Below are 21,299 nucleotides of genomic sequence, written 5' to 3' on the forward strand. Positions count from 1 at the left end.
GGACCATGATCCAGTTCGGTTGAGGTGACAACCTGATCGGGTGGCCCGCGCGTTCCTCATCCCGTGACGAGGTGGACTCTTCTCTGGCGAGGGATGCGGCATCGAGCGGGCCGATCCCTGCTCGTGCTGCTCATGGCAGCGGTCGCGACGACAGCGGCGGCCGCGGTTCCGGCGTACGTGCGGGCGGCTCAGGAGTCGGTCGTGCGGGATCTGCTCGGGCCGGGCTCGGCGACCGACCCCACGATCACCGTCCAGCTGCCCACGACGGGCGTCGGCGCTCAAGTGGGCGAGCCGCTGACGCTGGCCGAGGGGATCGGGCGGGCCGAGCTGGTCCTCGGTAACTCGCCTTACCTCGCCGGGCTGCGCACCGGGCGGACGGCGTACGCCGAGACGAACCTGAAGCTCACCAACGTGGGCATCGCCGAGGTCGTGACCGGGCACCTCGTCTACCAGCCGGGCGTCTGCGAGCTGGCCACCCTGACCGGGCGCTGCCCGGCTGCCGCGGGCGAGGTCATGGTCAGCGCCCGGACCGCCGAGCACTACAAGATCGCGGTCGGGGATCGGCTGCCGATCGCGCTCGGCCCGTCCGCCGACCTCGGGCGTACGTCGAAGGGCGGTGGCGGTGGCGCCCCGCTCGCGGGGACGACGCACCGGCCACTGGTCGTGGGGCTCTTCACGCCGAAGGACGCGCTGGACTCCGCGTGGGGCTCGCAGCTGCAGTACTCGCCGGTGCCGGATCCGCATCTGGGCGCCCGGTATTGGTCCGTCGACGGGATCTACACCGGCACGCCGGACGACGTCGAGAAGGTCGCCGGTGCGGTCGTGCGGCGTACCGTCGTCCTCCGGTTCGATCTGAGCACTGTGGACGATGCTGGCGTCGGCCGGCTCGATGTGGCCTTGCGGGACGCCACCAGCGGGCTGAGCGGTCAGCAGATGTCGGCGCGGTCGGCGATCCCCGCCGTCATCGTCGAAATCCGCAAGGACCAGGACGCCATCGCGCAGACCGTCCCGGTGGGCGCGGTGCCGCTGCTCGTGCTCGCCCTCGTCGTGCTCATGGTGCTGGTCGCGGCGCTGACCGAGGAACGCGGCCCGGAGATCGCGCTGGCCCGCCTGCACGGGTACGCCCGGGGCCGGGTCGCCGCGTTCGGGCTGGCCGAGGTGCTGACCCTGATCACCGTCGCGGCGCCGCTCGGGCTCCTGCTCAGCCGCCTCGTCCTGGCGGCGGTGGCGGGACTGTGGCTCGCCCCGGACACCCCGGCGCCGTGGAGTTGGACGGCGTTCGCCGCGGTCGGCATCGCCCTGCTGACGGCGTACGCCGCGGCGGCGGTCGCGTCCCGGCGAGTGTTCCGGACGAGGGTGATCAACCTCCTGCGCCGGGTTCCGCAGCGCACCACGTGGCGGGCGGGTGCGCTGGAAGGGGCCGCGGTCGCCCTGGCCGTCGCGGCGTTGGTGACGACGGTTCAGGATCAGGAGTCGGGGCTGGCCGTGCTCGCCGCTCCGCTGCTCGCCATCGTCGTCGGGGTCGCCGGGGGCCGTCTGCTGAGCCTGATCGCGGCGGCCCGCGTACGCCAGACCCGCCGCCGCGCCGATCCGGTCGGCGTCCTGACCAGCGCGTCCCTGTCCCGCCGCCCGGGACGGCAGCGCATCGTCGTAGTGGTCGCCGTCGCGGCGTCGCTGATGGGGTTCTCCGCCGTCGCCTGGGACGTCGCGGCCCAGGCGCGTGCCGAGGCCGCCAACGGAGTCGTCGGCGCGCCGTCGGTCTACCGGGTCTCCGTCGCCGGTCCGCAGCAACTGCTCGAAGGGGTCAAGGCGGCGGTCCCGGACGGTTCGGCCATGGGAGTGGTACGCCGGATGGAGTTCTACGACGGCAACGTCGTGAGCGTCATCGGCGTACAGAGCGACCGCCTGGCCAAGACGGCGACCTGGTTCGGGCATTCCGACGTGGACCTCGAAACGATCGCCGCGAAGCTACGTCCGGCCCCGCCGGCGCCGTCCCCGGTCAGCGGGCGGCTGACGGTCGCCCTCGACACCACCGGGCTCGACCAGGTGCCGCTGATGGTCGCCGTCGAGGTGCGTACCGGCCAGCGACAGCAGACCGTCGAACTCGGCAAGTTGCAGCAGGGCCTGCACGAGTACGCCGCTGACGTGCCCGAAGGCGAACTCGCCGTGCTGAAGCTCATCCGGCCGCCGGCCCAGGCCGAGACGGTCGTAGGGACGCTGACGATCAAACGTCTCTCGTCGGCCGCGGGCGACGTGCCCATCGGCGGCGCGGGCGGGTGGCAGCCGATCCTGCCGGCCGGGGTGAAGGTCGGGCTCACCGGAGATGCGGAGCTGACCGCCCGGGTCGAGGCCGACGGCAACGGCGACATCCGGATCGCCCGCCTGCACGCCCCGAAGGCGCTGCCTGGTCTGCTGGCGGGGCCGGTTCCGGCGGTCGACGTCACCGACGACGGCTGGCCGTTCATGGCGTTCGCGACGCAGCCCCAGAACTTCACCACGCTGGGCATCGATCGAATCGTTCCGGGCGCGTCCGGCCACGGCATCCTGGTCGACGTCGACTACGGACTGGCGCAGGCGCAGGATCTGACCGGTTCGGTCGACAACGGCACCTCGATCGTCTACGAGGTGTGGGCCGGCGACGGAGCGCCCAAGGATCTCGTCGATCGCCTGGCGGCGCACGGCATCCAGGTCCGGTCGAGCCAGACGCTGTCGGCGTACGAGGACCGGCTGGGCCGCCGCGCACCGGCGTTGGCGCTGCGCCTCTACGGCATCGGCGCGCTGGTGGCGATCCTGCTCGCGCTGGGCATCGTGCTGCTCGCCGTACGCGTCGGCGCGGAACAACGCCGCTACGGCTCCGCCGCGCTGCTCGTCGCAGGCGTGCCCGAAACCGTCCTGCGCAAGGCGGTACGCCGGGAGTTCGTCACCTTGCTCGGCTGGCCGGCCGGGCTCGGATTCCTGTCCGGGGTGGCGGTCGCCGTCCTGCTGTTGCCCGGCATACCGCTGGTGACCACCGGGGTCACCGGCGACGCGCACTGGCAACCGGCGCCCGGCGCGCTGGCGGTCGTCGCGATCGCGTGCCTCGGGTGTCTGCTGATCGCCTTGCCGGTGGCGGTACGCCTGATCCGCCAGGCCCGGCCGGAGCTGCTGCGAGGAGAGGCCCGATGACGAAGCCGGGGAGGGCTCGCCCGAGCCGCCAGGAGTTCAGTCAGCCTGTCGGTGTGAGCTGCCGGGGACTGGTCACGATCTACCGGCTGGAGGGGTACGAGGTGGTCGCCCTGGCCGGCGTCGACCTCGACATCCGGGCGGGCGAGGCGGTGGCCTTGCTCGGCCCGTCCGGCTCCGGCAAGTCGACTCTGCTCTCCGTGCTGGCCGGACTGTTGCGGCCGTCGGCGGGCCGGGTTCATGTGGGCGGCGTCGACCTGGCCAAGGCGACCGAGGGCGAGCTCGCCCGGATGCGCGCCGGCGAGGTCGGCGTATGCCTGCAGAACGCCGACCGGGGTCTGCTGCCGTATCTGACGGCGCGGCAGAACGTCTGGTTCGCCCAGCGTCCGGCGGTCGGCCGCGACCTGCTGCCGCCCGACGACGTGCTGGCCCTCGTCGGGCTGACCGATCGCAAGCGCGTCGCCGTCGAGCCGCCGAAACTCAGTCCCGGCGAACGGCAGCGGCTGGCGATCGGCGTCGCCTTGGCGCGGCGGCCCGGTCTGCTGCTGGTCGACGAGCCGACGAGCCAACTGGACGCGGACGCCCGCGACGAGGTCGTGGACGCCCTGCGGTCGGTGCACGACGCGGGCACGACCGTCGTCGTGGTCACCCACGATCCGGCCGTCGGCGAGCAGATGGGCCGGACCGTGACCATCCGCGACGGCCGCGTGGGTGCGCAAGGCGTACGCGGGGAGGAGTTCGCGGTGGTGGGCCGGGACGGCTCGATCCACCTGCCGCAGGATCTGCTCGACCGCATGCCGCCCGGCACCCACCTGCGCATCGTGGACCAGCCGGACGGCAGCGCGCTGCTCGTCCCGGCGCCCGAGATCGAGGGAGACGACCGATGACGTTCTTGAAGCTCGACGGCGTCACCGTCGCGTACGAGCCGGATCGACCGGTGTTCGCCGACCTCGTGCTTGCGGCGTACCCGGGGAGAATCATCGCGGTGACCGGGCCCTCGGGCGCGGGCAAGACGACGCTGCTGTGGACCCTCGCGGGCCTGATCCGGCCGCAGGCCGGCGAGGTGACCGCGGACGGTGAGCCGCTGCGCGGGCGGCAGGACGCGATCGCGCGCGGGGTGGCGCTGATCCCGCAGGGCAACGGGCTGGAGGCCACCCTCACGGCGAGCGAGAACGTGCTGCTGCCGCTGATCGCGGGCGGGATGCCGGGCGAGGAGGCGGAGACGCGCACCGCCGCCGCGCTCGAGCGGCTGGGCCTGTCCGGGCAGGCCGACCAGCTCGTGGAGGAGCTGTCCGGCGGGCAGCAGCAGCGCACGGCGGTCGCACGCGGGCTGGCCGCGAACGCGAAGGTGCTGCTCGCGGACGAGATCACCAGCGAACTGGACGCGGTCAACCGCCGGCTCGTCCTCGAACTGCTCCAGGAGGAGTGCCGACGCGGCGTCGCCGTCGTCTTCGCCACGCACGACCCGCAGGCCGCCGAGGCCTGCGACGACGTGATCCCCCTCGCCCCTTCGCGTTGATCATGGAGTTAACCGTGGTCTCGACGGAGTGTCACGCCGGAAACTCCATGATCAACCGCCCTAGCCGTCGGTGTCGAGACCGCGCTCCAGCGCGTAGCGGACCAGCTCCACTCGATTGTGGAGCTGGAGTTTGCCCAGCGTATGCTGCACGTGGTTCTGCACGGTCCGCGGCGACAAGACCAGTCGCTCGGCGATCTGCTTGTAGGACAAGCCCTTCGCGACCAACCGCAGGATCTCGGTCTCGCGCTCGGTCAGGCGCGGCGTATCGTCGCCGTCCGCGGGCGACGACGCCAGCCGCCGGTACTCGCCCAGCACAAGCCCCGCCAGTCCCGGCGTGAACACGGCGTCTCCTTCAGCGGTACGCGCAACGGCGGTCAGGAATTCGTCACGTCCGGCCGACTTGACGAGGTATCCAGTCGCGCCCGCCTTGACGGCGTCCAGGACGTCCTGGTGCTCGCCGCTGGCCGAGAGCACCAGGATGCGTACGGGGGTGTCGCCCTTGCACAACGCGGTGATGACCTCGACGCCGGACAGGTCGGGCAGTTGCAGGTCGAGGACGACGACGTCCGGGCGCAACGACGTCCCGACGCGTACGGCCTGCGCGCCGTCGCCGACGGCCGCGATGACGTCGTAACCGGCCTCGGCGAGGTCCCGCGCCACCGACTCTCTCCACATCGGATGGTCGTCGACCACCAGTACGCGCGTCGTCATCTCGGTACCCGCATCTCGACTTCGGTTCCTTCCCCCGGTGCGCTGGTGATGACGGTGGTTCCGCCGAGATCGCGTACGCGTCCCTCGATGGACTGCGCGACGCCGAGCCGGCCGGCCGCCGCGGCCTCGGCCAGGCGGCCGGGCGCGATACCCGCCCCGTCGTCGCGTACGGTCACGATCACCTCGGACTCCTCCTCTTCCAGCAGAACCCAGGTGTGCGCGCCAGGCCCGCCGTGTCGTTGGACGTTGTCCAGGGCGCTCGCGGTTGCCGCCGCGATCTCGTCGGCGATCTGTTCCGGGAGCCAGACCGGCGTCGCCGGGCCGCTCACCGTGACGCGATTCGAGGTCTGCGTGCTCAGCAGCGCCTTGAGATCCACCCCGCTGTCCGAGCTGGGCGCGTGCGGCGCGTTCCCGACCAGGGACCGCAGAACCTCCTCCTGCTCCCCGGCGAGCCGGCCCAATTCGGCCGCCTCACCGCCGATCTCCGCGCCCCGCCGCTGAACCAGGGCGAGAACCTGCAGGACGGAGTCGTGGATGCCACGGGCCAGCCGCTCCCGTTCGCGGGTCGCCGCCTCCAACTCGGCCGCGTGCTGCAACCGCAACTCGGCCTCCCCGGCGAGGCGGACGAGATAGCCGATACTGAACCCGGCCAGCAGCAACAAGACGGTGCCGTTGAGCGTCGTCGGCGTGACCTGGCCCCGGAGCGTCAGATCGACCGCGCCGACCAGCAGCGCCGCGAACAGGCCCCAGCGGCGGCCGCCCGCGATCGCCCAGGCGAGCACGGCGCCGGCGACCCAGGCCATCGGCAACGTGGCGGCGCCCCGGCTCAACCGGTCCGGTGCCACGACCCACGAACTGGCGAACAGGCAGCCCAGCGTGACGAGCATGTCGGCACTGAGCAACGGCCAGTGGCGCCGGGCGGGATCGGCGTACGCGATCGCGGCGACGACCGACCAGATGAGCATCACGACGACGATGCCCAGCCCCAGCCACGGCCGGACATACTCGTGCCGGCTGGTGACGAGCAGCACGACGGCGTACGCCAACGCGGCGAACCGGAAGACCGCGACCGCCCGCCAGAGCGAGACCTCCAACCCCACGCGGTCAGTCTCCCATTCCCGCACGTCCCGCTTTCGGCGGCCCGTTTTCCGGGCAGATCACGGATACGCATGGGATCTTGGCCGGTTTTGGCCTGCGTATCCGTGATCTGCTGGGAACGGTATGCCGGTCAGGTGAGGTGCAGCGGCCGGACGTTAGGCGAGGCGCAGGCGGGGGCTCAGGCGAGGCCGGCCCGGCGCAGCGCGTCGGCGAGCGCGGTATCCGTGCTGCCGCCCTGCTGACGACCGCCGCCACGCTGACCGCCCTGCTGCCCACCGCGCTGTCCGCCCTGACGCTGGCCGCCTTGGCCACCCTGGCCGCTCTGGCCACCCTGGCCGCTCTGGCGCTGGCCGCCCGGCTGCCGGGGACCCCGGTCGCGGGACTGCCCGCCGCCCGAGCCGGCCCCGTCGCCGGGGACGTCGTCGAGGCGCAGCGTCAGCGAGATCCGCTTACGGGGTACGTCGACGTCGAGCACCTTGACGCGTACGACGTCGCCGGACTTGACGACGTCGCGCGGGTCCTTGACGAAGGTCTTCGACAGCGCCGAGACGTGGACGAGGCCGTCCTGGTGGACGCCGACGTCGACGAAGGCCCCGAACGCGGCGACGTTGGTCACCACGCCCTCCAGGAGCATGCCGGGAACCAGGTCGGAGATCTTCTCGACGCCGTCGGCGAAGGTCGCCGTCTTGAACGCCGGACGCGGGTCGCGGCCCGGCTTCTCCAGTTCCTTCAGGATGTCGGTGACGGTCGGCAGACCGAACGTGTCGTCCACGTACGCCGTGGGCTTGATCTTGCGCAGCGCGGTCGAGTTGCCGATGAGCGTGTCGATCGTGGCGCCCTCGCCGTCGAGCATGCGCCGCACGACCGGGTACGCCTCCGGGTGCACGCTGGAGGAGTCCAGCGGGTCGTCGCCGCCCCGGATACGCAGGAAGCCCGCGCACTGCTCGAACGCCTTCGGGCCGAGCCGGGGCACCTGCTGCAGCGTCCGGCGGTTGCGGAAGGGCCCGTTCTCCTCCCGGTACGCGACGATGTTCTTCGCGAGGCTCTCGGTGATCCCGGAGACCCGGGTGAGCAGGGGAGCCGACGCGGTGTTCACGTCCACGCCGACGCCGTTCACGCAGTCTTCGACCACGGCGTCCAGCGACCGGGAGAGCTTGCCCTCGGCGAGATCGTGCTGGTACTGCCCGACGCCGATCGACTTCGGATCGATCTTCACGAGTTCGGCCAGCGGGTCCTGCAAGCGCCGGGCGATCGACACCGCGCCGCGCAGCGACACGTCCATCCCCGGCAGCTCGGACGACGCGTACGCCGAAGCGGAGTAGACCGACGCGCCGGCCTCGGAGACGACGATCTTCGTCAGGTTGAGCTGCGGATACAGCTTGATGAGGTCGGCGGCCAGCTTGTCGGTCTCCCGGGAGGCGGTGCCGTTGCCGATGGCGACGAGTTCCACCTGGTGCACCTGGCAGAGCCGGGCCAGGATCGCCACCGACTCGTCCCACTTGTTGTGGGGGACGTGCGGGTAGATCGTGTGGGTCGCGACGGCCTTGCCGGTGGCGTCGACGACGGCCACCTTCACGCCGGTGCGGAAACCGGGGTCGAGGCCGAGCGTCGCCCGCGTCCCCGCCGGGGCGGCGAGCAGCAGGTCGCGCAGGTTAGCGGCGAACACCCGCACGGCCTCCTCCTCGGCCTGCTGCCACAGACGCATCCGCGCGTCGATGCCGAGGTGCGTCAGGATCCGCGTACGCCACGCGTACCGGACGGTGTCGGAGAGCCACTTGTCCGCCGGACGCCCCTGGTCGGAGACGCCGACGCGGCGGGCGATGAGCTGCTCGAACCGGGTCGGGACCGCTGTGCTGCCGCTCGCCTGGGGCGACGACGGGGCGTCCTCGGGCGCCTCAGGCTGGACCGCGATGTCGAGCACTTCCTCCTTCTCACCCCGGAACATCGCCAGTACGCGGTGCGACGGCATCTTCGTGAAGGGTTCGGAGAAGTCGAAGTAGTCGGCGAACTTCGCGCCGGCCTCCTGCTTGCCGTCGCGTACCTTCGACGCGAGCAGGCCGCGGTTCCAGACCTGCTCCCGCAGCTCGCCGATGAGGTCGGCGTCCTCGGAGAACCGTTCGATGAGGATCGCGCGGGCGCCGTCGAGCGCCGCCGCCGCGTCCGCGACCGCCTCGGTCAGATAGCCGGACGCGGTCGCGACCGGGTCGAGCGTGGGGTCGCCGAGCAGCTGGTCGGCCAGCGGCTCCAGCCCCGCTTCCCGGGCGATCTGCGCCTTGGTCCGCCGCTTCGGCTTGAACGGCAGATAGATGTCCTCCAGCCGGGCCTTGGTGTCGGCGGAGAGGATCTGCGCCTGCAGCGCGTCGTCGAGCTTGCCCTGCGACCGGATCGACTCCAGGATGGCCGCCCGGCGCTCCTCCAGCTCCCGCAGATAGCGCAGGCGCTCCTCGAGCGTACGCAGCTGGGCGTCGTCGAGCGCCCCGGTGACCTCCTTCCGGTACCGGGCGATGAACGGCACGGTGGCGCCACCGTCGAGCAGGTCGACGGCCGCGGTCACCTGCCCTTCGCGTACGCCGAGCTCGGTGGCGATCTGAGCGGCGATCCGGGGCTGCGGCACGGTCGGAGCGGTGGTCTGGGCGTCGGTTGTCACCGGTGCATTCTGCCCGGTCGGTCGGCCCCCCGCCGCGCCGGGACACGCTAGGCGGGCGTTCTCGGTGCCAAGTTGCCCACCACCTCGGCGTAATAGACCGACTCGGCGACGTGGAAAGCCAGCTCCCGAGGCGACCAGCCGCCGGTGCTCTTGTCCAGCTCGTCGTCGGTCAGCGAGTCGAGCCGCAGCCGCCAGATCTCGGCCAGCCGGGTCAGCCGGCTGCGCGCCTCGGCCAGGTCCTCGGCGGTGAACTCGGCCAGATCCGCCGCCGTCGTGACGGCTGAGGCATGCCAGTGATCGGGCAGCGGGTCGACGCCGGCCAGGGTCGCCTCCAGCTCGGCGAGGTGATCGACGAGGTGGTCCGCGACGCGCCGGATCGCCTTGTGCGGCGTGTAGACGCGGTCGCCGGAGGGGCGGGGCGTGCCGTCCCAAGCGGGCCAGGTCTCGGCGAGGGCGAGCACGTCGTCGACCAGGCCGGTCACGACGGACGACGGAGTGCGGTCGTCGGTGAGCGGTGAAAACACCTCACGAAAGTATCGCCGGGGTACGACACTTCCCGCTCAGAGGGAGACGGTGGAGCCGGAGGCGGCCGAGGCGCGGGCGGCGTCCAGCACCTCCATCGTGTGCACGCCGTCCAACGGGTCGACCGGCATCGGACCGCCGCTTTCGACGGCTGCGAAGACGGCCGGGTAGTAGGAGGCCCAGTCGCCGGGTGTCGGTTCGACCGGCGTGAACTCGGCGCCCCGGCACAGCCGGCCGACCGGGGTGACGACCCGCCGCCCGGTACGCAGTGCCTCTTCTTGCCCGTCGAGGTCGTGGACGACGAACGCCCCACCGCTTCCGAGTACGCGCATCCGGGGTCCGGGCGCGCCGGCGAGGTTGCCGCAGGACAGGTGCGAGTGGACGTCGCCGAGGTGGGTCAGCGCGAGGAAGACGTCGTCGTCGGCCGCGGTGCCGCGCCGGGACGCGACCTCGGCGTACACGGAGTGGACGGGTCCGAGCAGTTGGACGGCTTGGTCGACGAGGTGGCTGCCCAGATCGAGCAGCGAGCCGCCGCCTTCCTCCGGCGGCAGGTCTTCGCGCCATTTGCCGGGCGACGGCTCGGGCCGCCACCGTTCGAACCGCGACTCGAAGCGCAGCACCTCGCCCAGTTCGTGCTCGGCGATCAGCCGCCGCACGGTGAGGAAGTCACTGTCCCAGCGCCGATTCTGGAAGAGCGTGAAGGCGACGCCGGCGACTTCGGCGGCGGTGACCATCTGCTGGGCCTGCTCGGCGTCCAGCGCCATGGGCTTGTCCACGACGACCGGTACGCCCGAGGCGAAGCACTCCAACGCGGCGTCGGCGTGGAATCGTGTCGGCGTCGCGAGCACGACGAGGTCGGGCCGGTCGTCGGTGAGCATCCCGGTCAGGTCGTCCCGGACGGCGGCGGCCGGGAAGTCGGCGGCGACCTCGGCCCGGCGGTCCGGGTTCCGGGTCACCACCGCGACCACTTCGGCCGTCGGTGTCTGACGGAGCAGCCCGCCGTGGAAGATCCGCCCAGCGACGCCGTATCCGGCTATTCCTACCCGCACATGGATCATCGTGCCAGACTCAGCGCATGAAGGAACGCGTACGCGCAGCTCTGCTGGAAGGTGACAACCTGGTGGTGTTCCGGCGGCAGCGGCCGGGCGTACCGGTGTATTGGGCGTTGCCCGGCGGCGGAGTCGAGCCGGAGGACGCCGACCTCGTCGCGGCGCTGCGCCGGGAGCTGGACGAGGAGATGAAGGCGGAGATCGGCGAGCCGGTCCTGCTGACCAGCCGCGTGACCCCGTACGCCGACGGCAAGTCGCCGTTGCAGCATCTGTTCGCCGCCCGGTTGATCTCGATGGACTTCGCCAAGCGGCACGGCCCGGAGTTCAGCGACCCCTCGAAAGGCGAGTACGCCGTCGACCGGATCCCGCTGACGAAACAGGCGCTGGCGGACCGCGAGCTGTTCCCGCCGGAGCTGGCCGATTACCTGCGCGAACACGTCGACGAGGTGTCCCGCATATTGTAGAGACTTCTTTCTAAAGCTATCTTTAGGATGTGACCGAGAAACGCTTGGACGACGCTGTCGCGCTGCGGGCGTACGCGCACCCGGTGCGCATGAGGCTCGTGGGGCTGCTGCGCCGGGAAGGGCCGCTGACGGCGACCCAGGCTGCCGACAAGCTGGGCGAGAGCGTGCCCAACTGCTCCTTCCACCTGCGGATGCTGGCCAAGTACGGGCTCGTCGAACGAGCCGAGGGCGCCGACAACCGGGAGAAGCCGTGGCGGGCCACCGCCGAGGTGACCAGCTGGCGCAGCGACGCCGAGGACGGGCCCACGCGGGAGGCGGTCGGCCACCTCGAGGCGATGATCGCCGCCCGCTACCTAGAGCGTGAGCAGGAGTTCCTGCGGCGCGCCGACGCCGAACCGGTCGAGTGGCGGCGGCTGACCGGCCCCAACGACGTCACCGTCTACGTCACGCCCGAGGAGCTCGACCAGCTCGGTCAGGCCGTCGAAGCGCTCGTCGCCGGCTATCGCGATCCCCAGCGCCCCGGCGTGCGAGCCGTCGACATCCTCCAGTTCGTCCTCACGCAGGCGCCACCCCCGACCGAGGAGTAGTCCGGCATGACCACCACCCTCGCCCCGGAAACCCCCACACCCACCCGCAAGAGCTGGATTCCCCGGCTGCTGCGCGAACGGCAGTTCCGTCGCTTCTGGACCGGCCAGACCATCTCGCTCTTCGGCGACCAGATCTCCGGGCTCGCCCTGCCGCTGCTCGCCGTGCTCGGCGCGGGCGCGAGCGCTGCGGAGATGGGCTACCTCACCGCCGCCGGGCTGCTGCCTAGCCTGCTCTTCTCCCTACTCGCGGGGGCTTGGGTCGACCGCCGGCCGATCAAGCGGCGCATCATGATCGCGGCCGACCTCGGTCGCGCGGCCCTCCTGCTCGCGATCCCCCTGTTGTACGCCTTGAGCCTGCTTACGATGCCGCAGCTCTATCTCGTGGCGTTCGGGGTGGGCACGCTCTCCGTCCTCTTCGAAGTGTGCCGCACGACCCTATTCGTCTCGCTCGTCGGCAAGGAGTCCTATCTAGAGGCCAACTCGCTGCTCAACGGCGCCCGCGCGATGTCCTATGTGGCCGGGCCGTCGGCGGGCGGCGTCCTGGTGCAGGTGCTCACCGCGCCGGTGGCGCTGATCGCCGACGCCGTCTCCTACCTGTTCTCCGGTCTGCTGCTGGCGCGCATCCAGGCGACCGAGCCGCCGCCGAGCACCACGCCCGGTCTCGGACTGGGGGAGGGCCTGCGGTTCCTGTGGCGCTCACGGCTGCTGCGCATGATGCTCGCGGGCAGCACGACGCTGAACCTCTTCAACTACATGTTCTCCGCGCTGATCATCCTGTACGCGGCCACCACATTGGGCATCTCGCCGGGCGTACTGGGGCTCGTGCTGGGCATCGCCTCGATCGGTGCGCTGCTCGGCGCGGCGGTGGCGAGCAGGTTAGCGCAGCGGATCGGGGTCGGCCCGGCGCTCATCCTCGGCTACGTCCTGTTCCCCGCGCCGCTGCTGCTGATGCCGGCGGCGTCTGGCAGTCACGTGACCGTGCTGGTCATGCTGACCGCCGCCGAGTTCCTCTCCGGCGCGGGTGTGATGATCCTCGACATCTGCAGCGGGTCGATCCAGACCGCCGCCGTCCCGGACGAGCTGCGGGCCCGGGTCTCCGGCGCGCATCGCACAGTCAACTACGGCATCCGGCCGATCGGTGCGGTGCTCGGCGGCGCCCTCGGCACGCTGCTCGGCGTGCATACGACGTTGTGGGTCAGCGCGATCGGCGGCGTGCTCGCCGTCGGCTGGCTCCTCGTCTCCCCGCTGCCGAAGATGCGCACCCTTGCCGACGCCTGATCATTGCGCCAGCCATGCGGTTTCCACGGACAAAACGCTGCGTGAAGCAGCATGGCTGGCGCAATGATCACGCGGTTCTAGCGTTAGCGTTTGTAGTTTCTAGGATGAGGTCGGTGACGGCGTGAGGGTCGTCGCTCATCGGGACGTGGCCGCAGCCGGTGAGGCGGACGACGCGGGCGGTCGGGATCTCCGCGCGGGCTCGGTCGGCCATGTGCACGCCGAAGATCCGGTCGTGCTCGCCCCAGCCGATCGCTACCGGGATCGCGCCGTCGAGTCTCGGGGAGTCGAAGCGGTAGCCCTTCGACGCCCGCGCCACCGCCCGGAAACCCTTGCCGCGCCGTAGCGCGAGGGCGTCCCCGAGCGCCCGGTCGTTGTCCAGATTCCCCGGGTACGCCATCAGCGAGCCGAACGACGTGGCGCGCAACGCCGGTCGTCCGCACGTCAGACGGACCAGGGGAGTCGGGGCGAACGTGGTCACGCGGAGCGTCGTGAGAATGCGCAGGGCGCGGCGGCGCTCGGCTTCGGTGAAGAACCCGGCGGGCGAGAACGCGGTCGCTGACGCGACCGCTCCCGCCGCGGCCAGTTCCAGGCTGATCGCCCCGCCGAGGCTGTAGCCGGCCACGTGCGGCCGGTCCAGCCCCCATTCGTCGAACGTCGCGATCATCGCCTCGACGGTGGCCGTCATGCTCCGGGGCATGCCGCCGTCGGGGACGGGAGACGCGCCGAACCCCGGCAGGTCCAGCGCGATGACGTCGTGGTGGGCGGCGAGCGCGTCGAAGACGGGCTCCCAGGCCTGATGCCGGTGGCCGATGCCGTGCACGAGCACGAGGGTCGGCCCGGTGCCGGCCCGCTTGTGGTTGACCTTCACGCGTCCGCTCCCGCCCGCTCAGGTGCCGGTAGGGACGCCTCCGCAGTGGGCGTCCCTACCGACGTCTTCCCGAAGGCCCGGCCCAAACCCCGGACCTCTTCCTCCATCTGGCCGACCAGCCGGCCGGCGCCCCCGGCTCGGATCACGCGGTCCGCGAAGCCCGACAGCACGATCGGGCGCAGCGCCTGCACCAGCGCCATCGACCGGGGGACGTATACCTTGCGCTTGCGGCGTTCGATGCCGCGCACGATCGACTGCGCACACTGCTCGACCGAGATGACGCTGTTCAGCGGCCAGGGCAGCCGCTTCTGGGCGTACCGGAACGAGGCGAGGTCGTCGCGGATGTCGCGGACGAGGTCGGTGTCGATCCAGATCGGATGGCAGGTGCCGACCGTGACGCCCCGGTGGTACGCCTCCAGCCGGAGCACGTTGCCGAACTGCTCCACGCCCGCCTTCGACGCGCAGTACGCCGCCATGCCGGGCATCGCGGTGAACGCCGCGGCCGACGACACGATCAGGACGTGTCCCTTGGCCTCGGCGACGTGGGGGAGGGCGGCGCTGACCGTCCGCATGGCTCCGACGAGATTCACCTCGACCGTACGCACGAGCGCGTCGATCGGGCCGGTCGCGACGGTGCCGAGATTCGCGATCCCGGCGTTGGCCACGACGACGTCGAGCCGCCCGAAGTGGTCCACCGTGGCCGCCACCGCACTGTCCAACGCGGACTGATCGGTGACGTCGGCGGCGTAGGCGAATCCGCCGACCTCCGCGGCGACGTCGCTCAACAGCGCCGGTTCGAGACCGACCAGGGCTACTTTCGCGCCCCGGGCGGCGACGAGCCGGGCCACCTGGGCGCCGATGCCACGCGCCGCGCCGGTGATGAGAACGGTCTTGCCCGCCAGGTCATAGCGCATCGGCGTGCTCCTTCACTGCGCTCGGTGCGACATAGTCCGCGGCCCGGAAATGCCGCGTACGCCACCGGAAGCTGGTCGCGAAGCCGGGCCAGATGGTGGTGTTGCGCCCGGTCGCGTCCAGGTACCAGCTCGAACAGCCGGTCTCCCACACGGTGCCGCGCATCTTCTTCGCGATCGTGGCCGACCAGTCGCGCTGCGCCGTCGGGGTCGGCTCGATCGCGGCCAGGCCCCGCGCCCGCATGTGTTTGAGCGCCTTGACCACGAGGTTGAGCTGCGACTCGATCATCAGCACGACCGAGGTGTGCCCGAGCCCGGTGTTGGGGCCGAGCAGGAAGAACAGGTTCGGGAAGCCGGGCACCGTGGTCCCCCGGTACGCGTACATGCTCGGTGTCCAGGCCTCGCTCAGCGCTCGGCCGTCCGCCCCCCGGATGTGCCGCATGATCGGCGAGTCGGTGACGTGGAACCCGGTGCCGAGGATGATCGTGTCGGCCGGATGCTCCACGCCGTCCGCCGTGATCAGGCCGCCGGCCGTGATCCGGGCGATGCCCGACGTCACGACGTCGACGTTCGGCTTGGTCAGCGTCGGCCAGTAGTCATTGGATATCAGGACTCGTTTGCAGCCCATCGCGTATCGTGGCGTGATCTTGTCGCGGAGCTGCGGATCGCGGACCTGACGCCGCAGCGTGCGCAGCGAGAGGCGGGACGCGAGCCGGTTGACGCGCGGGTGCAGGAAGCCGACGCCCATCGCGTCGCGGACGGAGTAGATGCCCAGGCGCGCGAGCCGCTGCGCGCCGGGGACGTGCCGGTAGATCAGGCGCTCGACGCGGCTGATCCGGCGGGTCAGTCGCGGCATGATCCAAGCCGGCGTGCGCTGGAACAGCGACAGTTTCGCGACCTCAGGCTGGATGTGTGGGACGAACTGGATCGCCGACGCGCCGGTGCCGATGACCGCCACCCGCTTGCCGGACAGGTCGTGGTCGTGCCGCCAGCGTGCGGAGTGGAAGACCGTGCCCTGGAAGTCGCCGATCCCGGGGATGTCCGGAATGGCGGGATCGCTGAGCGGGCCGGCCGCCGCGATCAGGACGCGAGCGGTGTACTCGCCCTGGCTCGTCGTGATCACCCAGCGCGTGCCGTCCCAGGCGGCGTCGGTCACCCGATGCCCGGTCCTGATGCGCTCCCGCAGACCGAACCGGTCGACGCAGCCGCGCAGGTACGCCCAGATCTCGGCTTGCCCGGAGAATGTGTTCGACCAGTCCGGATTGGGGGCGAAGGAGAAGGAGTAGAGATGCGACGGCACGTCGCAGGCACAGCCGGGATAGGTGTTGTCGCGCCAGGTGCCGCCGACGTCGTCGCCGTCGTCGAACACGAGCAGGTCGCCGAACCCGGCCTTGCTCAGGCGGATCGCCGCGCCGAGCCCGCCGAAGCCGGCCCCGACGATGGCGATGTCGACGTGCTGGGTCATTCCTCGTCCTCCCAGGGGGGTGCGCCGACTCCGGTGACGCGTACGCCGCCCCAGGGGTCCACCTCGCCGAGGCGGGCCGGAGCGGGCTGCTCTCCGATGTGGACCATCACGTCCCGGTTGCCGCTCCGCACGAGCTGGGCGACCTCGGTGGACGGTGAGATCCGGCCGCCCCAATGGAAGCGGCCGTCGACCGGCTCCCACCGGCCGCTCAAATGGACGGTCACCGGCAGGTCGCCGATGCGGCCCTCGCCCGTGTAGCTCACTGCTCCACCTTCATCGTCAGCGACAGTGGCAGGTCGGCCCGCCGCCGCAGCCCGTCGAACCCGCTCCACAGCAGCTCGGTGAGATAGTCGGTCAACGCCTCGCGCCGGATCGGCCGGCCGTGCTGCATCCACCAGTCGCCCACCGACTGCACGAACCCGACCAGCCCGTACGCCCACGGCTCGGCCGGACCGGCGTCGAGCCCCAGCGCCCGCAGCCGATCGCCGATGACGCGGGCGAGTTCGACCGCCACCTCCCGGCTGGCCCCGACGATGAGCTGATGCACGCCGGGAATCCCCGACTGGTGCATGACGAAGCGGTACAGATTCGGCTCGGCCTCGATGACGCCCAGGTACGCGTCGATGGTCGCCTCGATGAGCGTGCGCTCCTCGCGTACCTGCTCGACGGCGGGGGCGACGGCGTTCACCACGACCCCGGCCAGATGCTGCCCGACGGCGATCCACAGCTGGGACTTGTCGGCGAAGTACCGGTACAGCACGGGTTTGCTGACCCCGGCCGTGGCCGCCACCTGTTCCATGTCGACTTCGGGCCCGTGCTCCAGCACCGCCGCGATGGCGGCCTGGATCAGCTCGACCCGGCGCTGCTCCCGATGGGCGGCCCAGCGCTGCTTGCGTCCATTGACTTCCGTGCCCTCGCCTTGCATGCTACTACTCGTAACAGTTACGACCCGTAACGTCAATAGCCGCACCACTCGTTCAGGAGGACTCATGGAGGCACGGGAGCTGACCGCCGAGAGACTCCTGGAGTCCTCACTGCGCACGAGCTACGACCCGATCGTCGAGATCGACTGGTCCGCACCGCCGGAACCGGGCCGCTACTGGCTGCCGCCGGAACGCAGCAGCCTCTACGGCACGCCGCTGTGGGACGGGCTGACCGAAGAGCAGCGGATCGAACTGACCAAGCACGAGGTGGCCAGCGCGGCCAGCGCCGGGCTCTGGTTCGAGACCATCCTGATGGAGATGCTGATCCGGCAGTACTACGACAGCGACCCGACCAGCCGCCACGCCCAGTACGCCCTGACCGAGGTAGCCGACGAATGCCGGCACTCGATCATGTTCGGCCGGCTCATCGAAGCCATGGGCTGCCCGGTCTACCCGGCGAGCCCGTTCGACCACGCGCTCGGCCGCTGGCTCAAGGCCACCGCGCGCGGCCCGCACATGTACGCCTCCATCCTGATCGCCGAGGAGATCCTCGACTCGTTCCAGCGCGAGATCATGGGCGACGACACGCTGCAACCGTTGATCCGCATGGTCTCCCGCATCCACGTCGTCGAAGAGGCCCGCCACGTCCGGTACGCCCGCGAGGAACTGGCCCGCCAGGTCACCGCCGCCGGCCCGCTGCGCAGCGCGTACGCCCGGATCGTGATCGCGCGGGCGGCGTACTCGATCGCCGGACGGCTCGTGCACCCCCGCGTCTACGCCGCTGTCGGCATCCGGCCGCGCGACGGCCAGGCCGCCGCTCGGGCGAACCCGCGATTCCAGGAGACCCTGCGCTGGTCCGCCTCCCGCGTCTCCAGCTACCTCGGCGACCTCGGCCTCGTACGCGGTCCCGCGCGCCTGCTCTGGTCCCGCGCCGGCCTCGTCTAACCTCCGTCCCCGCAGGTGCGCCTTGATCAGCGGAAGTTTCGCGGTGCCATAACCCCACCAGACTTCCGCTGATCATGGCTGCTGCGCCGATCCTGCCGGATCGGGCACAAGCTGGGATGATGGGCGCATGAGCGAGAAGCCGCTGATCACTGTGCTCACCGGGGCCGGGATCTCCACCGACTCCGGCATTCCCGACTTCCGCGGCCCGAACGGCGTCTGGACCCGCGACCCGGCCAAGGAGAAGCTGTTCACGCTGCAGAACTACCTGGCCGACGAAGAGGTGCGGAAGGCGTCCTGGCTGGCTCGTAAGGACAGTCCCGCGTGGACAGCCCGGCCGAATGCGGCCCATGAGGCGCTGGCGGACTTGGCGCGTAACGGGTTCCCGCTGCGCGTCGTCACGCAGAACATCGACGGGCTGCACCAGAAGGCCGGGATCGCCGATCGCAAGGTCATCGAGCTGCACGGCACGATGTTCACCGTGCGGTGCGTGGAGTGCGGTGCGCGTACGACCATGCGCGAGGCGCTCGACCGCGTCGAGGAGGGCGAGCCCGATCCCAGCTGCACCGAGTGCGGCGGCATCCTCAAGTCCGGGACGATCATGTTCGGCGAGATGCTCGATCCGGACACCATCGACCGGGCCGCGCAGGTCGCGGCGGCTTGCGACCTCTTCTGGGCCGTCGGCACGTCGCTCACCGTCGAACCGGCGGCGTCGCTGTGCGCGATCGCCGCGCAGGCCGGCGCGCGCATCACCATCGTGAACGCGCAGGCCACGCCGTACGACCCGCTCGCGAGCACCATCGTGCGCGAGCCTATCGGCGAGGCACTGCCGAAGCTGGTCCAGACGCTTCTCCAGGAGTACGCGTAATGCAGCGCTCCTATGTCGTCACGGGTGGTGGGCGCGGCATCGGCCGGGCGATCGCCGAGCGGTTGAGCCAGGACGGCACGGTCATCGCGATCGTCAACGTGTCGTCGCATCAGGCGCAGCGAGCCGTGCCCGGCGCCCTCCCGTACGCCACGGCGAAGGCCGCGATCGAGGGCCTGACCCGGGCCTTGGCTGTCGGTTATGGACGTCAGGGCATCCGGGTCAACTCGGTCGCGCTGGGCTCCATCGCGACGGGCCGACTGGACGACGCTCCGGAACGGGTTCGGCGCGAACTCAACCGGCTTCATCCGGTCGGCCGCGTCGGGCGTACCAGTGAGGTGGCCGAGGTGGTCGCGTTCCTGTTGTCACCCGCGGCGAGCTTCGTCCACGGTGCTGTGGTGCCTGTGGACGGTGGGCGAGCCGTGCTGGGGCTGGACCCGGAGGCGCGTTAGCTGGTCGCGCGACCGGAGGGGTCGATCGGCGCCCAGATCTGGATGTGGCTGAAGGCGGCCGAGTACTGGGTCGGCTGATCCGCCGGATCCCGTTGCAGGACACCGATATTGATCCGGCCCTTCGGATAGGTGGTCTCGTCCCGGTGATCCAGCACGAAGCCGTCGCGGCCGAAGGTGAACGTGTCGCCGACGGCGAGGATCGTGAACCGGGCGGACTGGCCGACCGCGAGCGGCTCGTCGAACGCCATGGCGAGCCGGGTGGGATTGCTCCAGTCGCCGTTGGCGTCCTTCTCATGGCGCACGAAGTACGCGCCGTCCTGGCAGATCTGGAGCGCGTCGCCGACGCTGCCGTTGTAGCGGAACCAGATGCCCGCGCAGGTGCCCTCGGCGACCAGCGTGACGGTGACGCTCACGGCGAAGTCGCGGTAGTTGTTCCCGGAGGGGCCCTGGCAGCGGTATACCGGGCCGGTCACCTCGGTGACGAAGCCGCGCGCGTCGTAGAAGCACCGCGCGTCCAGTTCCTTCTCGGTCCGCTGGATCCAGTTGTCGGACTTCGTCAGCGGGTCGTCGATGACGAGCTGGAAGTCGTCCGGAATGGTCAGTGGCGTCGGCGGCGAGGTCTGCACCGACGGTGAGGCGGTCGGATCGCCGGCGAGGCTGCGGGCGTTCGGCCACACGCCGTACGCGAAGATGCCGGCGGCGACCAGGGCGATCACGGTGGCGAGGACGATACCGAGAGTGCGTACGCGGCGGCGCGGCTTGCGGACCGGGACGCGGGTGCTGACCGTCGTCTCGTCGTCCGCCGTCGCCTCGTACGCCGCCTGCGCCGGGATCATGACGTCCTGCGGCACCTTGCGGGTCGAGCCGACCGACATGAGCAGGTCGAGCAGTTCCCGGGCGGCCGGTCGTTCGGCCGGGTCCTTCGACAGCGCCTGGGCGACGACGTCGCGGAGCGGCCCGCTGACGCCGGTCAGGTTGGGCGCCTCGGTGAGGATGCGGATCGCCGTCGTCGCCGGAGTGTCCCCGGCGAACGGGGTGTGCCCGGTCGCGGCGTAGCACATGACCGCGCCCCAGGCGAAGACGTCGGCCTTGGCGTTCACCGCCTTCAGGCCGCCGCTGAGCCGCTCGGGTGCGATGTACGGGACGGTGCCCATGACCTGGTCGGCCTGGGTGATGCCGGTCGGGGTGTCGGAGTCCCGGGCGAGTCCGAAGTCGATCACCTTGACGCCGCCGCGGGGGAGCAGCACATTGCCCGGCTTGAGGTCGCGGTGGATAATGCCGGCGCCGTGGATCGCGGTCAGCGCGGTGGCCACGCCGATGCCGAGCGACTGCAGGGTCGCGCCGCTCAGCGGGCCGGACTCCTTGACGATGTCGGCCAAGGTCGGCCCGTCGACGTACTCGGCGACCAGGTAGGGCGGATCGTGATCCGGATCGGCCTCGATGACCTCGGCGGTGCAGAACGGCGGGACGGTCTTCGCGCGGGCGACCTCGCCGCGGAACCGCTCGCGAAATTCCTCCCGGTCGAGCAGATGATCGCGGATGACCTTGAGGGCGACCTGCGAGCCGTCCGGCGACTGTGCCAGGTAGACGGTGCCCATCCCGCCTTCACCAAGGCGTCCCAGCAGCTGATAGCCACCGATCTGGAGCTGGTCGCTCGGCCGCAGCGCCTGTACTCCCGCCATCCACCCCTCCCCGCGAACGTGGGCAAGCATGCCATCTTGCGGGTGTCGGCGTAAACCGACCTTCGGCTGCCGGTGGTGACCCGGAGTTTGCGTCGTTAAGGAGTATTGCCAACCGGGAAGAAATGGTGAAACTTTAACAGCGAGCACCCCCTTG

The 21,299-nt window shown here is 71.0% G+C and carries 20 protein-coding genes; 9 read left to right on the top strand and 11 right to left on the bottom strand.

All coding sequences use genetic code 11. The features are described from left to right. Window positions 1-93 precede the first annotated feature (93 nt). From AB0M47_RS16915 to AB0M47_RS16925, 3 genes are read left to right on the top strand one after another with little or no spacing between them, the layout of a single operon-like run. Window positions 94-3,165, top strand: a complete 3,072-nt coding sequence (locus tag AB0M47_RS16915) for an FtsX-like permease family protein (RefSeq protein WP_363413985.1) — start codon at window positions 94-96, stop codon at window positions 3,163-3,165. Next, window positions 3,162-4,049, top strand: a complete 888-nt coding sequence (locus tag AB0M47_RS16920; protein ID WP_363413988.1) for an ATP-binding cassette domain-containing protein — start codon at window positions 3,162-3,164, stop codon at window positions 4,047-4,049. Before AB0M47_RS16915 ends, AB0M47_RS16920 begins: the two co-directional genes overlap by 4 nt. Further along, on the top strand, window positions 4,046-4,681 hold the full coding sequence (locus tag AB0M47_RS16925) for an ATP-binding cassette domain-containing protein (protein ID WP_363413991.1): 636 nt from the start codon (window positions 4,046-4,048) through the stop codon (window positions 4,679-4,681). The genes AB0M47_RS16920 and AB0M47_RS16925 overlap by 4 nt, the downstream gene beginning before the upstream one ends. A 60-nt stretch (window positions 4,682-4,741) precedes the next feature. Here the strand turns inward: AB0M47_RS16925 and AB0M47_RS16930 are convergent, their stop codons facing one another. The 5 genes from AB0M47_RS16930 to AB0M47_RS16950 all read right to left on the bottom strand — a co-directional run bounded on the left by AB0M47_RS16930 (window position 4,742) and on the right by AB0M47_RS16950 (window position 10,717). Then, a complete protein-coding gene (locus AB0M47_RS16930; protein ID WP_363413994.1) occupies window positions 4,742-5,392 on the bottom strand; it encodes a response regulator transcription factor in 651 nt (216 codons plus the stop codon). Continuing rightward, entirely contained in the window at window positions 5,389-6,492 is a 1,104-nt protein-coding gene (locus AB0M47_RS16935) for a DUF5931 domain-containing protein (protein WP_363413996.1), read from the bottom strand. Before AB0M47_RS16935 ends, AB0M47_RS16930 begins: the two co-directional genes overlap by 4 nt. A gap of 176 nt (window positions 6,493-6,668) precedes the next feature. After that, the gene (locus AB0M47_RS16940; RefSeq protein ID WP_363413999.1) at window positions 6,669-9,137 is read right to left on the bottom strand and encodes a Tex family protein; all 2,469 of its coding nucleotides are present in this window, start codon (window positions 9,135-9,137) and stop codon (window positions 6,669-6,671) included. Window positions 9,138-9,184: 47 nt separating this feature from the next. Beyond that, on the bottom strand, window positions 9,185-9,661 hold the full coding sequence (locus tag AB0M47_RS16945; protein WP_363414001.1) for a hypothetical protein: 477 nt from the start codon (window positions 9,659-9,661) through the stop codon (window positions 9,185-9,187). Between the two features lie 36 nt (window positions 9,662-9,697). Beyond that, the gene (locus AB0M47_RS16950) at window positions 9,698-10,717 is read right to left on the bottom strand and encodes a Gfo/Idh/MocA family oxidoreductase (protein ID WP_363414004.1); all 1,020 of its coding nucleotides are present in this window, start codon (window positions 10,715-10,717) and stop codon (window positions 9,698-9,700) included. Window positions 10,718-10,734: 17 nt separating this feature from the next. Here AB0M47_RS16950 and AB0M47_RS16955 point away from each other — a divergent pair, with 17 nt between their 5' ends. The 3 genes from AB0M47_RS16955 to AB0M47_RS16965 are packed head-to-tail and all read left to right on the top strand — an operon-like array spanning window position 10,735 to window position 13,037. Further along, entirely contained in the window at window positions 10,735-11,172 is a 438-nt protein-coding gene (locus AB0M47_RS16955; RefSeq protein ID WP_363414006.1) for an NUDIX domain-containing protein, read from the top strand. A gap of 29 nt (window positions 11,173-11,201) precedes the next feature. After that, window positions 11,202-11,759 (top strand): helix-turn-helix domain-containing protein, encoded by a 558-nt coding sequence (locus AB0M47_RS16960; protein WP_363414009.1) that lies wholly within the window; start codon window positions 11,202-11,204, stop codon window positions 11,757-11,759. Between the two features lie 6 nt (window positions 11,760-11,765). After that, entirely contained in the window at window positions 11,766-13,037 is a 1,272-nt protein-coding gene (locus AB0M47_RS16965; RefSeq protein ID WP_363414012.1) for an MFS transporter, read from the top strand. A 67-nt stretch (window positions 13,038-13,104) separates the two neighbouring features. Here the strand turns inward: AB0M47_RS16965 and AB0M47_RS16970 are convergent, their stop codons facing one another. Genes AB0M47_RS16970 through AB0M47_RS16990 form a run of 5 tightly spaced genes read right to left on the bottom strand, consistent with a single transcriptional unit; the run spans window position 13,105 to window position 17,206 of the window. Continuing rightward, the gene (locus tag AB0M47_RS16970) at window positions 13,105-13,905 is read right to left on the bottom strand and encodes an alpha/beta fold hydrolase (protein WP_363414015.1); all 801 of its coding nucleotides are present in this window, start codon (window positions 13,903-13,905) and stop codon (window positions 13,105-13,107) included. Further along, window positions 13,902-14,819 carry an SDR family oxidoreductase gene (locus AB0M47_RS16975; protein WP_363414018.1) on the bottom strand — a complete coding sequence of 306 codons (918 nt, stop codon included), beginning with the start codon at window positions 14,817-14,819 and terminating at the stop codon, window positions 13,902-13,904. Before AB0M47_RS16975 ends, AB0M47_RS16970 begins: the two co-directional genes overlap by 4 nt. Continuing rightward, window positions 14,809-16,281, bottom strand: a complete 1,473-nt coding sequence (locus AB0M47_RS16980) for an NAD(P)/FAD-dependent oxidoreductase (RefSeq protein WP_363414021.1) — start codon at window positions 16,279-16,281, stop codon at window positions 14,809-14,811. The genes AB0M47_RS16975 and AB0M47_RS16980 overlap by 11 nt, the downstream gene beginning before the upstream one ends. Further along, the gene (locus tag AB0M47_RS16985; RefSeq protein WP_363414024.1) at window positions 16,278-16,544 is read right to left on the bottom strand and encodes a DUF4873 domain-containing protein; all 267 of its coding nucleotides are present in this window, start codon (window positions 16,542-16,544) and stop codon (window positions 16,278-16,280) included. Before AB0M47_RS16985 ends, AB0M47_RS16980 begins: the two co-directional genes overlap by 4 nt. Beyond that, the gene (locus tag AB0M47_RS16990) at window positions 16,541-17,206 is read right to left on the bottom strand and encodes a TetR/AcrR family transcriptional regulator (protein WP_363414027.1); all 666 of its coding nucleotides are present in this window, start codon (window positions 17,204-17,206) and stop codon (window positions 16,541-16,543) included. The genes AB0M47_RS16985 and AB0M47_RS16990 overlap by 4 nt, the downstream gene beginning before the upstream one ends. Before the next feature lie 64 nt (window positions 17,207-17,270). Here AB0M47_RS16990 and AB0M47_RS16995 point away from each other — a divergent pair, with 64 nt between their 5' ends. From AB0M47_RS16995 to AB0M47_RS17005, 3 genes are all read left to right on the top strand, one after another. Beyond that, complete coding sequence (locus AB0M47_RS16995; RefSeq protein WP_363414030.1) at window positions 17,271-18,149, top strand: diiron oxygenase; 879 nt, start codon at window positions 17,271-17,273, stop codon at window positions 18,147-18,149. A 127-nt stretch (window positions 18,150-18,276) separates the two neighbouring features. Further along, window positions 18,277-19,014, top strand: coding sequence for a Sir2 family NAD-dependent protein deacetylase (locus tag AB0M47_RS17000; RefSeq protein WP_363414033.1), 738 nt, complete (start codon window positions 18,277-18,279; stop codon window positions 19,012-19,014). Next, a complete protein-coding gene (locus AB0M47_RS17005) occupies window positions 19,014-19,463 on the top strand; it encodes an SDR family oxidoreductase (protein ID WP_363414036.1) in 450 nt (149 codons plus the stop codon). The genes AB0M47_RS17000 and AB0M47_RS17005 overlap by 1 nt, the downstream gene beginning before the upstream one ends. On the opposite strand, the gene AB0M47_RS17010 is transcribed toward AB0M47_RS17005, so the two are convergent. Continuing rightward, complete coding sequence (locus AB0M47_RS17010; protein WP_363414039.1) at window positions 19,460-21,145, bottom strand: serine/threonine-protein kinase; 1,686 nt, start codon at window positions 21,143-21,145, stop codon at window positions 19,460-19,462. The two genes, AB0M47_RS17005 and AB0M47_RS17010, sit on opposite strands and share 4 nt — an antisense overlap. Window positions 21,146-21,299 lie beyond the last annotated feature (154 nt).

This window comes from Hamadaea sp. NPDC051192 (assembly GCF_040682475.1).
GTDB classification, from domain to species: Bacteria; Actinomycetota; Actinomycetes; order Mycobacteriales; family Micromonosporaceae; genus Hamadaea; species Hamadaea flava.